The sequence below is a fragment of the Ruegeria sp. H9 genome (assembly GCF_056532915.1).
Genome location: NZ_JBQFNX010000001.1, coordinates 1,609,929 through 1,626,730, shown reverse-complemented (window position 1 = coordinate 1,626,730; position 16,802 = coordinate 1,609,929). Strand labels below are relative to the sequence as shown.

The 16,802-nt window shown below is 56.6% G+C and carries 12 protein-coding genes; 4 read left to right on the top strand and 8 right to left on the bottom strand.

All coding sequences use genetic code 11. From position 1 onward, the window contains the following. The first annotated feature begins 183 nt into the window (after window positions 1-183). Window positions 184-2,073 (top strand): propionate-CoA ligase PrpE, encoded by a 1,890-nt coding sequence (gene prpE / locus ACR0CZ_RS07825; protein ID WP_170391944.1) that lies wholly within the window; start codon window positions 184-186, stop codon window positions 2,071-2,073. Window positions 2,074-2,253: 180 nt separating this feature from the next. Further along, complete coding sequence (locus ACR0CZ_RS07820; protein WP_170391946.1) at window positions 2,254-3,693, top strand: amidase family protein; 1,440 nt, start codon at window positions 2,254-2,256, stop codon at window positions 3,691-3,693. A gap of 271 nt (window positions 3,694-3,964) precedes the next feature. Here ACR0CZ_RS07820 and ACR0CZ_RS07815 read toward each other — a convergent pair whose 3' ends face one another. After that, window positions 3,965-4,726, bottom strand: a complete 762-nt coding sequence (locus tag ACR0CZ_RS07815) for an NAD kinase (protein ID WP_170391948.1) — start codon at window positions 4,724-4,726, stop codon at window positions 3,965-3,967. Window positions 4,727-4,894: 168 nt separating this feature from the next. Between ACR0CZ_RS07815 and glyA the strand changes: the two genes are divergently transcribed. Next, entirely contained in the window at window positions 4,895-6,190 is a 1,296-nt protein-coding gene (gene glyA, locus ACR0CZ_RS07810; protein WP_170391950.1) for a serine hydroxymethyltransferase, read from the top strand. A gap of 68 nt (window positions 6,191-6,258) precedes the next feature. On the opposite strand, the gene ACR0CZ_RS07805 is transcribed toward glyA, so the two are convergent. Beyond that, entirely contained in the window at window positions 6,259-6,633 is a 375-nt protein-coding gene (locus tag ACR0CZ_RS07805) for a hypothetical protein (protein WP_170391953.1), read from the bottom strand. Window positions 6,634-6,722: 89 nt separating this feature from the next. On the opposite strand from ACR0CZ_RS07805, the gene ACR0CZ_RS07800 reads away from it, so the two are divergent. Next, the gene (locus tag ACR0CZ_RS07800; RefSeq protein ID WP_170391963.1) at window positions 6,723-7,481 is read left to right on the top strand and encodes an alpha/beta fold hydrolase; all 759 of its coding nucleotides are present in this window, start codon (window positions 6,723-6,725) and stop codon (window positions 7,479-7,481) included. On the opposite strand, the gene ACR0CZ_RS07795 is transcribed toward ACR0CZ_RS07800, so the two are convergent. From ACR0CZ_RS07795 to ACR0CZ_RS07770, 6 genes are all read right to left on the bottom strand, one after another. After that, the gene (locus tag ACR0CZ_RS07795; protein WP_170391965.1) at window positions 7,482-7,667 is read right to left on the bottom strand and encodes a hypothetical protein; all 186 of its coding nucleotides are present in this window, start codon (window positions 7,665-7,667) and stop codon (window positions 7,482-7,484) included. A gap of 83 nt (window positions 7,668-7,750) precedes the next feature. Further along, window positions 7,751-8,143, bottom strand: a complete 393-nt coding sequence (locus ACR0CZ_RS07790) for a rhodanese-like domain-containing protein (RefSeq protein ID WP_170391967.1) — start codon at window positions 8,141-8,143, stop codon at window positions 7,751-7,753. A gap of 72 nt (window positions 8,144-8,215) precedes the next feature. Continuing rightward, window positions 8,216-9,556 (bottom strand): HlyD family type I secretion periplasmic adaptor subunit, encoded by a 1,341-nt coding sequence (locus ACR0CZ_RS07785; protein ID WP_170391969.1) that lies wholly within the window; start codon window positions 9,554-9,556, stop codon window positions 8,216-8,218. 3 nt (window positions 9,557-9,559) lie between these two features. After that, entirely contained in the window at window positions 9,560-11,866 is a 2,307-nt protein-coding gene (locus ACR0CZ_RS07780) for a type I secretion system permease/ATPase (protein WP_170391971.1), read from the bottom strand. A 36-nt stretch (window positions 11,867-11,902) separates the two neighbouring features. Further along, window positions 11,903-13,849, bottom strand: coding sequence for a type I secretion protein (locus ACR0CZ_RS07775; RefSeq protein ID WP_170464947.1), 1,947 nt, complete (start codon window positions 13,847-13,849; stop codon window positions 11,903-11,905). A 128-nt stretch (window positions 13,850-13,977) separates the two neighbouring features. Beyond that, complete coding sequence (locus ACR0CZ_RS07770) at window positions 13,978-16,425, bottom strand: beta strand repeat-containing protein (RefSeq protein WP_480537009.1); 2,448 nt, start codon at window positions 16,423-16,425, stop codon at window positions 13,978-13,980. Window positions 16,426-16,802 lie beyond the last annotated feature (377 nt).

Sequence of the window (16,802 nt, the reverse complement as noted above, 5' to 3'; positions counted from 1 at the left end):
GCAAATCCTTACATATGACACTCAGAAGTCTGCTCAGATCAGAAGATTTGCAAAAATTTGCAAGCCAATCTGCAAGGTTCTGCAAAGATTTTGCGATAAACTGACGCGCCGTTATGCGCATCGCTTGCTCGAAACATCCACGATGCCTAACACATAGCTCAAGGAATTTGGGAGGAGGCCATCATGGCATATCAGGACGTCTACGAGAGCTGGAAGAACGACCCCGAAGCATTCTGGATGGATGCAGCCAAGGGGATCGATTGGGTTCAAGCGCCCAGCAAAGCTCTGTTTGACGACAATGCGCCTCTTTACGAATGGTTCAGTGATGCCAAGGTAAATACGTGCTGGAACGCAGTTGATCGCCATGTGGAAAATGGTCGTGGTGAGCAAACCGCGATCATCTATGACAGCCCCATTACTCATACCAAACGCGAAATCTCATACGTCGAGTTACGCAATCGGGTTGCTAATCTGGCTGGCGCGCTCCGTGCAAAAGGTATTGAGAAAGGTGACCGCGTCATCATCTACATGCCTATGATCCCCGAAGCGCTGGAGGCAATGCTGGCTTGCGCCCGGCTAGGAGCAGTGCATTCAGTGGTATTCGGCGGCTTTGCCAGCAACGAACTGGCCGTACGTATCGACGATGCGAAACCCAAGGCGATCATCGCTGCCTCATGCGGGATGGAGCCGGGACGCGTTGTGCACTACAAACCTCTGCTGGATGGCGCGATCGATCTGGCCACCCACAAACCCGAGTTTTGCGTAATATTCCAGCGCGAGCAGGAAGTCGCACAACTAATCGAGGGGCGCGACGTCAACTGGCACGGTTTCCAATACGGTACGGAGCCCGCAGAATGTGTACCAGTCAGCGGCAATGATCCAGCCTATATCCTCTATACATCCGGCACCACTGGTGCGCCCAAAGGCGTCGTGCGCCCGACTGCCGGCCATCTGGTCGCACTGAACTGGACGATGAAAAACATCTACAATGTCGATCCGGGAGATGTGTTCTGGGCGGCTTCGGATGTCGGCTGGGTCGTTGGCCATTCCTATATCTGTTATGCCCCGCTGATCCACGGCAACACGACGATTGTTTTTGAGGGCAAGCCCGTCGGAACACCTGACGCCGGAACTTTCTGGCGCGTGATATCCGAACACAAGGTCAAAAGCTTCTTCACCGCCCCAACCGCCATTCGTGCCGTAAAACGCGAAGACCCAAGCGCAGAATTGATGGCGAATTACGATCTATCCTGCCTTAAGGCTCTGTATCTTGCAGGAGAGAGGGCTGACCCAGATACGATCATCTGGGCGCAGGATGCGCTGAAAGTTCCGGTCATCGACCATTGGTGGCAAACCGAAACTGGCTGGACCATCGCTGGCAACCCGCTCGGAATCGAAGAGCTTCCGGTCAAGCTGGGATCACCTGCCAAGCCTATGCCGGGCTATGACGTTCAGATTCTGGACGAAGGCGGCCATCCTATGAGACCGGGCGAGTTGGGCGCGATCGCAGTCAAGCTTCCGCTTCCGCCAGGCACATTGCCAAACCTGTGGAATGCTGAGGCGCGCTTCAGAAAATCCTACCTTGAGCATTTTCCCGGCTATTACGAAACCGGTGATGCGGGCATGATCGACGAAGATGGGTATCTCTATATCATGGCCCGTACCGATGACGTGATCAACGTCGCCGGGCACCGACTTTCGACGGGCGGGATGGAAGAGGTGTTGGCCGCTCACCCCGATGTGGCAGAATGCGCTGTGATTGGGGTATCTGATCAACTGAAAGGCCAGATGCCTGTCGGTTTCCTGTGCCTGAATGCCGGTTCCGACCGGAATCACGCGGAGGTGGTAACCGATGTGGTCCAGATGGTTCGTGACAAAATCGGCCCAGTCGCTGCGTTCAAGAAAGCCGTAGTGGTGGATCGTCTGCCCAAGACACGCTCGGGCAAGATCCTGCGTGGTACGATGGTGTCGATCGCGGATGGCAAGGCGTATAAAATGCCTGCCACAATCGATGACCCAGCAATTCTGGACGAGATCACGGTGGCCCTGCAAACTATCGGCTACGCGCAGTAATTTCACGGTACGATCAAGCGGAGCGCCTTACGGCGCAACCGATTTGCGCTGTCGCGCGTGTGCGAGGCTCTGCCTCGCGCTCCGAGATATTCTTGGCCAGATGAAGGTTGGATCCGTTTTGCGATTGCGGGGCTTGTCATTGGGTCCTCCTCACCTCAGTTTGAGGTGAGGAGGACGAGCATGACACAGGGCGATATCTGGCGTTTTGATGCAACAGAATTGGCTGCGCTGACCCAAGCTGGCGAGTTGAGCGCAGAAGAGGTGATCAGTGATGCATTGGAGCGGATGCATCAGGTAAATCCCTCGCTGAATGCTGTCGTGGACGATCTGGGCACAGAAGCGTTAGAGCGTGCATCTGCGCTTGATCAGGCGCGCCGCAATGGTGCCTCGGTTGGACCGCTGCACGGGGTACCCGTGACCATCAAAGTGAATGTCGACCAGAAGAACCATGCCACCACAAATGGTGTGGTTGCCTTGAAGGATGTCATTGCCCCTGATGACGCACCGGTGGTTTCAAACTTGCATAAGGCGGGGGCCATTGTCATCGGGCGGACCAATACGCCCGAATTCTCGTTCCGCGCTGACACGGATAATCCACTTCATGGGCGCACGCACAATCCTTGGGGCCGCCATATCTCGCCCGGTGGGTCGTCCGGGGGCGCGGGGGCTGCGGTCATGGCGGGCATCGGTGCCCTGGCTCATGGCAACGATATCGGAGGCAGTCTGCGCTTTCCGGCAGCGGCCAATGGTGCGGTTACAGTGAAACCGGGGCTGGGCCGCGTACCGGCCTGGAACCCCAGCCAGAAGGTGGAACGCGGGATGCTGGCACAATCGATGTCGGTACAGGGCTTGCTCACAAGAAGCGCAAAGGACCTGCACCTTTCGATGCCCAGCCTGATCGCCCCGGACGCCCGCGACCCCTTCCATGTGCCAATGCCTTGGCGCGGCGCGGGGCCGGACACCCCAATCAAAGTTGCGTTCACCAAAAATTCGTTCGAATACGCTTTGCACCCCGAAGTGGACAAAGCGCTAAGTACCGCTCGGGAGGCGCTGGTAGATGCCGGATATATAGTTGAAGACATTGATCCGCCGGATGTGTTCGAATGTGGGCGCATCGGCTATCGCGCGCTGATGGGTGAAGTGCTGACGTTGATGAAAAACGATATCGAGGCAGTCGGGTCTCAAACCATCCGTGATATTTTCGAGGTTTATTTTCAGGAGTTTCCTCCGATCGTAGGCGACGAACTGATTCAGGCGTTGGCGCAACGCAGCCATTTTGCGCGCCAATGGTCGCTATTCATGCAGAAATATCCTTTGGTCCTGTCTCCATTCCTGCCGCAACCGTTCTTCAGACCTGATCGCGATACCGAAGGTGCGGAAGGCGTTCATGAGGTGTTAGGATGCGCGGTCTATTCTTATGCGATGAATTTCCTCGGGCTGCCCGCCGCCAGCGTTCCCGCACGCTTGGCCGAATTGCCGAATGGGCCGCAACCGATCAATGTTCAGATTGCTGCTCGACGCTGGCGTGAGGATATGGCGGTGGATGCAGCGGTCGCGATCGAAGCGCGTGTGGGGCAGATGGCTCCGATTCTGTGGGATCGAATGAGCGCGCAAACCTGAGACATCGTCACTCAGGCCTCACAAATGAAATAGACCCCGGGATTTTGTCCCGGGGTCCGCATACTAAAATATGCCCGGATTAAGATGACGAGCGTAGCACCACCCACCCTCGCCAGCGCGAAAACTGCGCAACCATTCGAAAACACCTTTAGATGGCCACTCACTTCCACCTCGGCGTGTTCTCCGGGCAACTTGAAGTTAACAAACCCTTATCGCGTTGCATGTGAACTGGTTCACACAAGCGGTGGAAAAATGATCAACACGCTGAGATTTAAGTAAATTGTTCGGAGATCAATCGTTCTTCCAGGCCGTGGCCAGGGTCAAATAGAATACGATGCTGGATCGCAATCTCAGACCTGATCTCGACCCAATCGATATCCGGAAACGATATGGAATCGGCCGCAACGATAACCGGGCGTTTGTCAGCCTCGATCACATCGAATCTGACTTTCGCAACTTTCGGCAGCAAGGCGCCACGCCACCGCCGGGGGCGAAACGCGGCGATTGGCGTCAATGCCAGAACGTCCGCGCCAATGGGTACAATGGGTCCGTGAGCGGAATAGTTATATGCGGTTGAACCCGCCGGCGTGGCAAGCAATGCACCATCACACACGAGTTCGGCCATGCGTACCCGCCCATCAACGCTGATCCGCAACCGCGCTGCCTGCGGCCCCGCACGAAGCAGCGAAATCTCGTTGATTGCAAGTGCTTGGTGCTTTTGGCCCGCCTGGTCCATTGCAGTCATCGCCAATGGATTGATGACTTCTTCCTCTGCCTCTGCTAGCCGGGCCATCAGATCAACTTCGGCATATTCGTTCATCAGAAACCCGATGGTACCGCGATTCATTCCATAAACCGGCTTGTCCAAATGCTGGACGCCCTGCAGCGTCTGAAGCATGAAGCCATCACCACCCAGCGCCACCACAACATCTGCGTCTCTCGGCGCTGCATTTCCGTAGCGCGCCACAAGCGCATCCCGGGCGGTCTGCGCAACCTTGGCATCGCTGGCCAGAAAGGCGATTCTCTTTGTCATGTTTTATAGTTTCCAGTGCTGCACATTTGGTTCCGAAACAAACATACCTTTCCGCAATAGGCCAGAGTTGACGCCATAGAGGGCCATTTCGTCGCTTTACAACCTTTCTGACACACGTCGTTTCCGATAGGAAATCCGCCAGATACACCCCAGCCATGCGGAGCGCACATGAACGCCAATCTTCGTGACAACGGATTTTTCACCCAGTCCCTCGCGGATCGTGACCCCGAGCTGTTCGGCTCGATCACATCTGAATTGGGCCGCCAGCGCGACGAGATCGAACTGATCGCCTCGGAGAACATCGTCTCTGCCGCCGTGATGGAGGCGCAGGGCTCGGTCATGACCAACAAATATGCCGAAGGTTATCCGGGCCGCCGGTACTATGGCGGTTGTCAGTTCGTCGACATTGCCGAGAACCTGGCTATCGACCGTGCCAAGCAGTTGTTTGGGTGTGAGTTTGCCAACGTCCAACCGAATTCGGGATCGCAGGCGAACCAAGGTGTATTTCAGGCGCTGATCAAGCCCGGTGACACCATTCTGGGAATGTCGCTGGATGCAGGTGGTCACCTGACCCATGGTGCGGCGCCGAACCAGTCAGGCAAGTGGTTCAACGCGGTACATTATGGCGTGCGCAAGCAGGACAACCTGATCGACTATGATCAGATCGAAGCGCTGGCAAAGGAACATAACCCCAAGCTGATCATCGCCGGAGGCTCGGCCATCCCGCGCGTCATCGATTTTGCCCGCATGCGTGAAATCGCCGATATGGTCGGCGCCTATCTGCATGTGGATATGGCCCATATCGCCGGTCTGGTTGCCGCAGGCGCGCACCCTTCGCCCTTCCCGCATGCGCATGTGGCCACCACCACCACGCATAAAACCCTGCGCGGCCCGCGCGGCGGCATGATCCTGACCAATGATGAAGCGATTGCCAAAAAGGTAAACTCGGCGATCTTCCCGGGCATTCAGGGTGGTCCGCTGATGCATGTGATTGCTGGCAAGGCCGTTGCCTTTGGCGAGGCACTGCGTCCTGAGTTCAAGGACTATATCAAGCAGGTCGTTGTGAATGCGCAAGCCCTTTCAGATCAGCTGATCAAGGGTGGCCTGGACACTGTGACCCACGGCACCGATACCCATGTGGTTCTTGTCGACCTGCGCCCCAAAGGTGTTAAAGGCAACGCAACCGAGAAAGCTTTGGGCCGGGCACATATCACCTGCAACAAGAACGGTGTGCCGTTCGACCCCGAAAAGCCGACGATCACCAGCGGTATCCGTCTGGGCTCGCCTGCCGGAACCACCCGCGGTTTTGGTGAGGCCGAGTTCCGCCAAATCGCAGACTGGATCATCGAAGTGGTCGACGGTCTGGCCGCAAATGGCGAAGACGGAAACGGTGCGGTCGAAGCCAAAGTCAAAGCCGAAGTCGCCGAACTTTGCGCGCGCTACCCGCTTTATCCGAATCTCTGATCCGATACGGACTTAAAACAGAAAACGGCGCCCTGATCGGCGCCGTTTTTCTTTGAGGCCAGCAGCGTTCAGATATACCCGCGCCATCGTAGTACGAATACAGCCAACGCCGCCAACACGATCAGGCCCAACGCAAGCGAGCCAAGAAAGCTCAGGAACCATCCCCAACGTCGATCTGCCAGATTGATCGCGTTCAGGTGGCCTTGCACCTCGTCCGACGCTTTTTCGAGCCGGGGCATATCCAAAACCATCCGCAGTTTGGGATGCTCGGCCATCTGCTCGGCCTCTGCCAGAACCAAGGCCTGTTTATAGACCTTGCGCGGCAAACGCCGCTTCGCGCGACGGACCGAGGCAATCAGGGTCTTGTCTTTCACGCCAAGCTTTTTACGCAGCAACCGAATGGTCTCTGCGATCCGGGTCTGGATATCGATTTCCTGCGTCATTGGCGCCTCCTGACGGGACAATGTAGCCGCGCGTCACACCGGCGACAATGGGGCTGGTTGTTCCGCGCGGTGACGCGTATCACAGAAGCATGCTGAATACGATCATCCATGGCGACCCGACTGATCATCCGCCCCTGCTGATAGCGCATGGCCTCTATGGTTCGGCGCGCAATTGGGGAGTCATTGCGCGGCGACTGTCGGACGAAAGACAGGTGATTGCCGTCGATATGCGCAATCACGCCTACAGCTTTTGGGATGCTCAGCATGGCTACCCAGATTTGGCGCATGATCTGGCAAAGGTCATCGACAGCGTTGGCGGCATCGCCGATATCGTCGGGCATTCCATGGGTGGAAAAGCTTCGATGGTGCTGGCGCTGGAATATGGCGATCTGGTGCGCAAGTTGGTCGTCGCAGACATCGCACCAGTGGCATACAGCCACAGCCAGATTCAATTCATCGAGGCAATGCGGGCGGTCGATATGTCCCGCGTTCAGCGTCGTTCAGATGCCGAAGCACAGCTGGCCGATCTGGGCGTCGAAAAGGCGCTGCAGAGCTTTTTTACGCAGTCTTTGGATGTTGAGGGAAGCCGCTGGCGGCTGAACCTAGATGTACTGGCCAGCGAAATGCCAAAGATCATGGGCTTCCCCGAGATTTCGACCCATTGGGACGGCCCCGCTCTGTTCCTGTCCGGCGCAGCATCAGATTATGTGCAGCCCGAATACCGAGAGCAGATTCGCACCCTGTTTCCTGCAGCTCGCTTCGCCAAAATTCCCGGTGCGGGGCACTGGCTGCATGCCGAGAAACCCCGCGAATTCGAAGCTGCAGTCAGGACCTTCTTGAACGCTTAATCAAGCGCCTTGATACAGGCGTTTTGCCACCAGCCACGACACCGGCGCGGCAACAACCGCCCCTGCTGCTGCGGCGGAAACGATGGCCATCCAGGTCACCATTCCAACCGCTAGGACCGCAATCACGGCAGAACCCGCGATGGCTGTGGCGATCAAAGAATAAAGCGTGGCTGCTAGGCGTATCATGGCCAGTATCCTGTGTTTAAGCTTCTGGCCTTTACATTACAGCAACGGAATATGTGTGACTTTGATTTGGGTCAGATATGTAGCTACATCCCGCGATCCATGGGCCCGGTCGCCTCACCACCGCCATTCACCCAATCCGCAAAGCCACCCAGATTGTAGACGTGTAAATATCCCATTTCCTTAAGCAGTTTTCCAGCCAGCGCTGCCCTTCCGCCAGACGCACAATGCAGGATGATCACCCGATCCCTGCGCAGTTCTGCATCATGGGAAGGCAACTCGGGGTCGGCCCGAAACTCCAGCATACCGCGCGGGATATGATGCGCACCGACCGCGCGCCCTGTCCTTTCCAGTTCAGGCGCATCGCGAATATCCAACAACAAGGCACCCTGCCCGATCAGTTCTTTGGCCCGGCTGGCGTCGATACGCTCAACCACCGCGTTTGCAGCTTGCATCATGTCTTTGACCGTCAATGGCATTTGCGCCCCTCCAGGAAATGAATCCGTGAAAGGCTAACATGCAGAAAATTGAAGGTGTAGACGTTCAGACCCTTAATGTTCGCGGAAAGCACGCGACATACTGTCAACCACCGGCTTGGCGATATAGGCCGCAAAGGTGCGTTCCTCGGTCTGGATCATGATCTCGGCGGGCATTCCGGGTGTCGGCACGAAGCCCCGCACGCGACCCATCTCTTCCGTGGTCAGAGAAATGCGCGCCAGATAGACCTCTTGCGGCATACCGGCAGAATCCTCGACAAGCGAGTCAGCCGAGACGTAATAGACCTCGCCCTCAAGCACTGGGGTTGTCCGTTGATTGAGCGCGACTAGGCGCACCGTCGCGATCTGCCCGGTGACCACGCTGTCGATCTCGGTACGCGGGATCTGCGCTTCGATGATCAATGGCGCATCGGCGGGCAGAATCTCAGCAATCTGTTCGCCAGTTTCGATCACCCCGCCCGGCGTGTGGTGATGAAGTCGCACCACCGTGCCTGTCACCGGTGCACGCACAACGGCACGGGCCAGAACGCTACGGGCCTGACGGGCTTTTTCACGCACACTTTCAAGATCGGCTTCAATCACGCCCAACTCGTCCAGCGCAGCCTCGCGGTAGGCTGAGCGGGTGCGCAGAATCTGCTCTTCATACTTCAGCAGCATCTGGTTTACCTCAGCCGTTTCAGCGCGCAGACGCGCCAGTTGACCTTCGGCTTCGGCCTGCACCCGGCGGATCGTATTCAGATCACCTTTGCGCACTAATCCTTTTTCAAACAACGAATATTTGGTCTCGTATTCTTCCTCGAGAATCTCTGATCGCCTTTCCATGCTGACCAATTGTGCTTCAAATCCTGACGCACGAATTTTCAACGCCTCCATGTTGCGCTGCAGCAAAGCAATATCGTTCAGCAGTGTCTTGCGCGATACATCAAAGCTGAGTTTCTGATTGTCGAGGATCGTCATGACCTCGACGTCGTCCGATGCTTCGATCAATCCGGGCGAAAACACGAGGGTTTCCTGTTCGCTATGCTCAGCCAGCAACCGTTCGGTCATGGCCTGAAGGCGAAGTTTGCGAATGAACAATTCGCGTTCACTCGCCTCGGCCGAGGTCTGATCCAAAGTCATCATGATCTGTCCGGCTTGAACAGATTCACCTTCCGAGACCAGTATGTTCTCGATGATACCGCCTTCCAAATGCTGCACGATCTTGTTGCGACCGGTCGCGACAAAGCTGCCTTGCGCGATGACTGCAGCGGCCAGAGGTGCACGGAAGGACCAGACGCCAAAGCCGCCAAAACAGACAATAAGCATGATAAAGCCAATCACGATGAATTTGGTGATCGAGCGCGGAACTTCAGAGTACCAAAGACCGCCTTCATCGGTGCGTGCCACGTCGTTCATCGCTTAATCCCCCTTGCCCTGTATTTCGGGCGGTTGCTGGCGCGGCCCGTTGAGCTGTTCCAGCACCTGTTCGCGCTGCCCGAACAGCGCCACGCGCCCATCGGTCAGCAGCATGATCTTGTCGACAACATTCAACAGAGTCGGCTTTTGCGTAATCACTACAACGGTGATCTTGCTTTCCTTTGCTTGCTGAATTGCGCGCGCAAGCGCCTTGTCACCTGCCACGTCGAGGTTCGAATTCGGCTCATCCAGAACAACCAAACGCGGGTTGCCGAAGAAGGCACGCGCCAAAGCAATACGCTGCTTCTGGCCACCTGAGAGAGGTGAGCCGTCGGCGGCCACAACAGTCTCATACCCCTGCGGCAGCGTTGCGATCATATTGTGCACGTCGGCCAAAACGGCAGCATCGTGGATCTGCTCATCCGTGGCATCGGCACGCATCCGGCCAATATTGTCTTTGATGCTGCCGGGGAATAGCTGTACGTCTTGCGGCAGATAGCCAATATTTTCGCCAAACTGGCGGGGATCCCAGTTGCGGATATCCATCAGGTCCAGCCGCACACTGCCCGAGGTCGGCAGGATCGAACCCACCAGCGTTTTACCAAGTGTCGTTTTGCCTGCGCCTGAATTCCCGATGATCGCCAGAGTTTCACCTGGGTTCAGCGCAAAGGTAATCCCGTTCAGAACCACCCGCTTGGTGCCGCCTGGGACATATAGCAGGCGTTCGACATCCAACCGCCCCTCAGGCCGTGGTAGGCGCAGTTTTTCATATTGCAGGGCCGAGTTCGACAGCAGAGCCTTGATCCGCCCAAAAGCGCCGCGCGTAAGCAGGAAGGTATTCCAACCCTCGATTGATCCTTCGATCGGCGCGAAAGCCCGCCCCGCGATGATCGAGGCGGCGATGACCATACCGCCTGTAATTTCGCCCTGCAGCGCAAGAAATGCGCCCCAGCCCAGAATGCCGATCTGCGTCAAAAGACGGACGGCACGTGAAATGGCCGCGAAGATCACGTTACGATCCTGCGCCTTGACCTGCCATGTCAACGATTGTGCGGTGTCACGCCCCCAGATGCGCACTGCCTCGGGGATCATCGCCAAAGCGTTGATGATCTGACTGTTGCGCGACATTGAATCCAGATGCTGGTTCGCCATTGATTGCGCCTGATTGGCCTTGGCAAAGGGCTTGGCGGTCATTTTCTGGTTGATCAGCGCGATGATCATCAGAATCACGGCCGTCGTCACCACAATCATCCCAAGTTGCGGATGCACCAGAAAGATCATCAGGATGAACAGCGGTGCAAATGGTACATCCAGAAATGAGATCAGAGTGCCCGAGACCAGAAAGCCCCGCACCTGTTGCAGATCCCCAAGTGTCTGATATTCGCGTCCGTTGCCGTGCAGCGAGGCATGGGCCGCAGCGCTAAGAACCGGGGCCCCAAGACGGGCGGCGACCTCGACCGCTGTACGCATCAGCATGAACCGACGAACGGCATCAAATGCGGCTTGAAAAATGACTGCTCCGGCAACGATTGCCGTCAGCATGATCAACGTATCCAGCGAGCGACTAGTCAGAACCCGGTCACTGATCTGAAACAGGTAGATCGGGATCGCTAGGATCAGGACGTTGGTCGCGCAGGTCAGTACCAGCACGAAAGCCAGATTGCGCCAAATCGCGCGCAGTGAGGTACGCAGCGTCTTCTGGAAATCTTCAGGCGGCGTGCGTTTGTGGAATGTTTGGGGTGGCCCCTTGCCATCGCCACCACCCGTCCCCGGGCGCAGCAAGGGTTGGTTGGCCTTGGCCTCGATCGTGGTGCCCATGCGGTCTTTACCATCCGACGGCGCAGAGGGGGTCATGCGTGCAGTCGATTGGTCGGCGGTTTCACAATCGGGGGCTTCGGTATCGGCCACCCCAGTGTCGCCACCCGCAGGATCCTTATCTTGCGCGGGCCGCGACGACGCGCGCCGAAGGGGAGAACCAGCGCGCGGTTGTGATGTTTGATCCAACTGCTCTGCCTGGGTCTGCCCCGGATTATCCGGTTGTGTCGTCGCCTGAGGCGCTTCTGATTGCCGCGATCGTTTCGCGGGCCCGGCAACCGGGGTGTCACTTGCTTCCGGGGTCTCTGGTTTGGTTTCGGGTTCCGCCAGTTGCATATCACTTGTCAAACGCAGGCGGGACGCTGTTTTTGCAAGTTTACTTTCATTTGGTTTTGCTACCCGATTTCGGGGTTCCAGGGTCAATGGGCCTCCGCCTCCGTGCCGGTCCAATGGACTTGCAAAACGGGTGCGGCGCGACGAAAAAACGATCGACATAAACTAACCTTCCGGTCACTCGTAAATCAGGAAATATTAGGCCAGCATGGTCTGCAGGCCATCGGAGGAATTCGCCATTTCGCTTGGCGTGAGATCGTTACCGTTAGGCCCAATGCCATTGTCGTGACCTGGCATACCCGCCTCTTCCATGATGGCGGCGATTGCCTCGTTGGTCATCTCGGCGATGTCCTCATTCGTGGGCATGTCAAGCAGGCTTGCCTGATGCAGTAGCAGGTCAGAAAATGCCCCATCCTGAGCCATAACAACCGAATCCACGCCGGCCTTGGTTACATTGGCGGCGTTCAGCATCGCATTGCTGCCTGCCAGAACCTCGGTCTCGTCCGCGTGGGGACCATTCAGATATACGTCATCCTGATCGGCAAGCATCGTCGATTGCTCGGCCACGTTGACCTGAACCAGCGATCCATCGATCTTGAGGACCCGCATCTGCTCCATGCCAGCAAACATCGGATCGTTCATTAGCGCCTCTTCCAGCGCTGCCATGTCGTCCTCGCCCATGGTCATGGCGTCGGCCATGGAGTCGTGCATCGCCTGATACGTATCTTCGCCTTCTTTCTTGAGAGAAACCTCGTTCATAACCAGGTTCTCGTCCGATCCATCGATGGGTCCGGGCAATCCGCCCATCACCACATCGTCATCCAATAATACGTGCGTCTGGACAAACGCATCGACCGATATCATGTCACCTTCGATCATGATCAGGTCATAATAACTGCCAAGTTGAAGAATATTGGTGACATCAATCAACTCGTTGTCGCCCAATGCGTACAGCGTGGTCGTCGCGTTAATCTCGGTATCAATATGATCGATATCCGTTGCGTCGATGTCCTGCTTGACAAAATTAGCAACGATCAGGTCGGTCGTAATCCAATCAACATGCACATATGCCGGGGCATCGTCTTCACTTGAACCTGTCTTAAGCCAAGGGGCTGAGTTGCCTTCGACCTCGATCGTCGACGAGTGCACCACATTGGTGCCCGAGCCGCCATTCGTGCCCTTGTCTGTGTCAGATACAACGGCGACCTGGCTCACCATGGCCAGTTCGATTGCTTTTCCACCGACCGCAATATAAGGCGCATCGACCCAGGCCACAGTTGCGTTCATCTCGTTGATCGCAAGGTTGCCGCCTGCGATCACCGTGTGACCTTCGGCAAATTCGTCTTCCTCGTCCTGAGCCCATTCTGCGGGCATCATATCGGGTGTTTCGTCGTCCTCTTCCTCGTCCGGTCTATGATGCGCAGGCAGAAGATCTTCCCATTCCGGGGCTTCGTCCACATACTCACCATTGACGATCACGCCCATCGCGTCTTCGCCGTGGAACTGATAAACAACCGCGCCTTCAACTTCGACATTGATCGGGGCCAACATCGCTTCGGCCAAAGACTCGACGTATTCAACCGACAAGTAGTCCGAGATCGAGAACGAGGGCACGGCAAACGCGTGCATCGATGCTGCGACCTGCGCAGCCGCCTCGGCCAATGCGATCAACTGATCGACATCGCGGAAATCTCCCTCGCCGACAACGTCATTGTCGCGTAGGAAAATCGTCTGGAACGTGTAGGTCACAGCAGACCCGATAAGCTCTGTCACAATCTCCAGCTGCTGCTCGATCACAAACGTTGCACCTAGGCCGGTTGTCGCTTCGGGTAACGGCGGACCGTCTGAGAGTGGTGGTTCAAGTACAACGACCGTTTCAAATTCAGGGCCGTCGGTTGGGGGTGGAAGTTCAGGAGTGGCGGGGGGGGTGTCAAACCGATAGGAAAGCGGACCATATTTGCCTGGGTCCAATTCAAGATCTGCCTTGATCCGGGTCTTTGCGGGTTCTTCCAGTTCGTCCAGTTCCGCCTTGCGCCGCATGGCGGTGAACTCTTCGTACTGATCCCTCAACCGGGCTTTTTCAATCGTAAGATCAAAAGATCCAATAAAGTGTGCAATCTTTTCGGTAACACTATCGAATGACATTTCGATGATCCCTTACCCCCTTGCCGACTAAAATTTCCGGTTCGGGATTTGCTGGGCCGAGGCCACATTTCGCGGCCCCGGCGATTTCATTGAACGGGGGCCGATAATGCGGCCCCCGCGAATTGGTCTTAGACCTCGGTGTCGTCGCTCGAATAAGTCGAGGTCATCGAACCGCCAACCATGGTCGTATCGACCGAGTTACCAAGCACGTTGGCACCCTGTACGATCGATTGGTTGAACGCGTTCGTATCGACGACTGCTGCTGCGGATGCATAAGACTCGCCGTTGACGATACCATCGCCACCATTATCCGAACCCCAGGTACCGCCATTACCGCCAGCACCACCGGCACCCGAATATGCACCGGATGCTTCACCACCGGTGTTCATTGCACCTGTGGTTGCACCACCAGTAGACGAGCCCATGACGTCGCCGCTGGTACCGCCAGTCGATGCCGCTGCACCACCGGCACCGCCGTCACCTGACATCGCAGTACCTGTTGCATCACCTGAAGCCATCGAGTCCGCATCATTATCGGACGAAGCATCTCCACCGTATCCCGCAATCGCTTCGGCAAGGCTTTCGGCATAACCATCGTTGGCTGAATCGGCCCATGCTTCAGAGTCACCGCCGTTTCCGGCTTCGTTGGTTGCGTCAGCTGAACCAGCACCGCTTCCGGCCGAGCTTGCCTCGGGGTTGGCCGTACCGCCAGCGCCACCAGTACCTTCGGCCGATGCCATTCCATCGCCGCTGGCGTCTGCTGATCCATTACTTGTGTTGGTACCACCATTACCACCAGAACCGTCAACGTCCTGATCATTGTCGGCAGAGCCATCGATATCACCAGGTGACTGCGTGATTACAGGGCCGGCAGCATCTTGGTCACCAACACCTTGCGCATCCGCATCCGTGTCAACGTAGCCGCCGCCTGCACCACCGGTTCCTGTACCGCCAGCACCCGGTCCGCCAGTACCTGTGCCACCAGTACCAGTACCTCCAGTACCCGTACCACCAGTACCTGTACCGCCAGTACCCGTACCGCCGGTACCTGCACCACCAGTACCACCGTCTCCGCCGGTACCGTTCGAGTTACCAGCTGCTGCAGCTTCTTCGTCTCCGTCAGGATCTTCCTCTTCCACAAGGAGTACCGGGAATGGGAAGGCTTCTTCTACCGAGCCGGAATCTCCGCCGGTGCCGTCGCCACCATTGGCATTGCCACCGGAGCCTTCGCCACCAGTGCCTTCACCGCCTGAGCCTTCACCGCCTGAGCCCGCGCCCCCGGAGCCTTCGCCACCGGAGCCTTCGCCGCCGGAGCCTTCGCCGCCGGAACCGCTACCGCCATCGGCATCATTCCAGCCCATCGCGCCAGCGCCAGCCAGACCCAAACCAATATTGCCTCCAGAGGAAGACTCGTTGGCTTCGTTGGTTCCGTCGCTAGAGTTGTCTGCCGAACCATCGTTATCGGCATCACCAGCACCACCATCGGCACCGTCGTTGGAAGCATCGGTGCCTGCCAGACCAAGGCCAGCAGCTAATGCCCCAGATGTATTGTCACCACCGTCTGCATCGCCATCGGCGTTCGCTCCGGACAAACCAAGACCAAGACCAAGGCCAATCGATCCGGCATTACCACCGTTACCACCAGTAGAGTCACTATCGGAACTCGCTTCGCCGTGGTTGTCGGCATTAGACTCGCTGTCTGCTGCGCCGCCTTCGCCGCCGGTGCTGTCACCGTCTGCGCTGGCACTCGAATGACCAAGACCCAGGCTTGCGTTATAGGTATCACCCGAAGATGCGCCATCTCCACCTGTCGCAGCGCTATCAGCATTTCCTGAATGACCACCAAAGGCCAGCGAATGGCTGCCATTGGTGTCGCCATAGGCTTCACCACCATAGCTCATGCCGCCATCGCCAGAGGAGCCACCGTCGTTGTTTACGTCGATACCGTCTTCAGCATAGGCTTCACCGCCGTTGGCGTCACCGCTTTGTGTGAAGTCGCCTGAATTCTCGACACTTGCTGTACCCAAACTGTCATTGTCTTCCAGGCTGGCAAACTGCTGGTTGATCGACGCGAAATCATTTCCGGGACCATCTTGCGAGATATCAATGTTGACGTCGTCGCCGGGATCGTAATTTACATCGTCACCGGCAGTAATAACGTCGCCGACATCACCTTCGACGTCCTCAATATCAACGTCGACTTTGTCATCGTCGCGCGGAATCCACTCTCCGCCGCCGAAGTCGATATCTACGGTCGCGGTATTGGTGTTGCTGTCGTCACCGCCATTGGTCTGTGAGTTGCTGTCGTTACCACCATTGGTGTTGCTGTCGTTACCACCATTGGTGTTGCTGTCGTTACCACCATTGGTGTTGCTGTCGTTACCACCGTTGGTGTTGCTGTCGTTACCACCGTTGGTGTTGCTGTCGTCGCCCTGCTGTTGTTGCTGCTGCTGTTGCTGTTGGTTCAAATCTTCAACAGCCATCTCTTCTTCTTCCAGCTGCGGTTCGTCTACAACAGGATCCTGATCGTCGATAACTTCTTGGACATCGGTGATTGGAGCTAATCTGCGTTCCATAATAAGTTCCACTTTTACTGAAGCACCAGACCGCCATTCATCTACAAAGCGGTAACAGGCGCGGTTTGAAACAGACTTTGCGCGCAACGTGTCAATCTGGACACTCGCGCGGCCGTGAAGGTCTTCTGTTTGGTTTGCCCCCCTTTCTCGGCTAAGCCGATTCCATGACCACGGAGAATTCGCAGAAATACGCGGACCGCAGGCACGTCAGGTCTAAGATCACTTCACAAATTGAAGCTTGGGCATGGTTGCAGCGATAAGGGGATGTGCATAGCTGGCCGAAAGGGCTATTTTCCGTAATTAGCTGTTTAATATATATATTTTTCGAAATCTGGCGTATTTCGCACCAGATTTGCCTCAGAAACAATCATGCTCAA